Source organism: Klebsiella sp. ME-303, assembly GCF_007910085.1.
GTDB lineage: Bacteria > Pseudomonadota > Gammaproteobacteria > Enterobacterales > Enterobacteriaceae > Klebsiella > Klebsiella michiganensis.
The window spans coordinates 1-909 of the sequence record NZ_VOJB01000015.1 but is presented as its reverse complement, the minus strand read 5'-3'; the positions used below and the strand labels follow the sequence as shown (position 1 = coordinate 909).

Below are 909 nucleotides of genomic sequence, written 5' to 3'. Positions count from 1 at the left end.
TGTACTAAACATACTTTCGCCTGCTCGCTGCAGGCTTTTTTTATGGATGACCTCTTTAATCATATGGCATGAGAGTGGTATTTGACTGCAAAACAATTTGATAATAAATTGTTAATGTGGTGAATCCCCCTATGCGGAGGGGCATTGCCAGTCTGATATGTTTTTTTGCGCATTGCGAGTCGTCTGTGGACTGGCGGCGACTTACCGGGAGGCACCCGGCACCACACCTAATAAAAAATGATGATAGCTGTAAGGCCCACTTCGGTGGGCTTTTTCTTTGGGCAAAAAAAAGCCCGCATGGTTTCATGCAGGCAAGGCAGTTACATTTAGATTTTGTCCCGGTATATGTTTTTTTGTCCGGAAGTCGAAAGATACTGTCTTGACTACTTTTTGTAAATAACGGATTCAAACCACAAGGCCATGCATTTGCATGGCTTTTTTATTTGTGCCACCAGAGCATCATTCACTCTGTGCTTTGTCGTTAATCCATCTGGCGGCCATCCTAAAGGACTATCTGCTGAGTTCTTTTTTCAGAGGTTGCATTTTCTTCAGTACCTCATCTGAATTAGTGACTGAGAAACCCGTCGGGAAAAATAGCATTCCATCGGATGGAAGTTCATCGTGCCAGTGCTTCGTGGCGGCCATCGTATGAGCGTCGAGATAACTGGTGTAAGCATCAAGGAGAGCGTTTTTCCTGCGCCTCGGGGCGTAAGGTAGCAACTGGTTGAAATCAGCATCGCTGATAAGCCTGAATGGATAAGAGCCTCCTTCAATAGCCTCAATTTCGCTTAGCAACTTTCCCCGCAGTGGTGCGGAATGCTTCCTGAACTCTGCCTTACGTGACGAATGGTTACTGATTAGTGACGGAATAAAGAGCCCTAGCAGTGTCAGTATCACTCCGATTACTGA

1 protein-coding gene is annotated in these 909 nt (G+C 45.7%); it reads right to left on the bottom strand.

Features of this window, described 5'->3' with window-relative positions:
- Positions 1-510: 510 nt before the first annotated feature.
- On the bottom strand, positions 511-909 hold a 399-nt coding region (locus FQK12_RS27390; RefSeq protein ID WP_222435534.1), incomplete at its 5' end, for a hypothetical protein.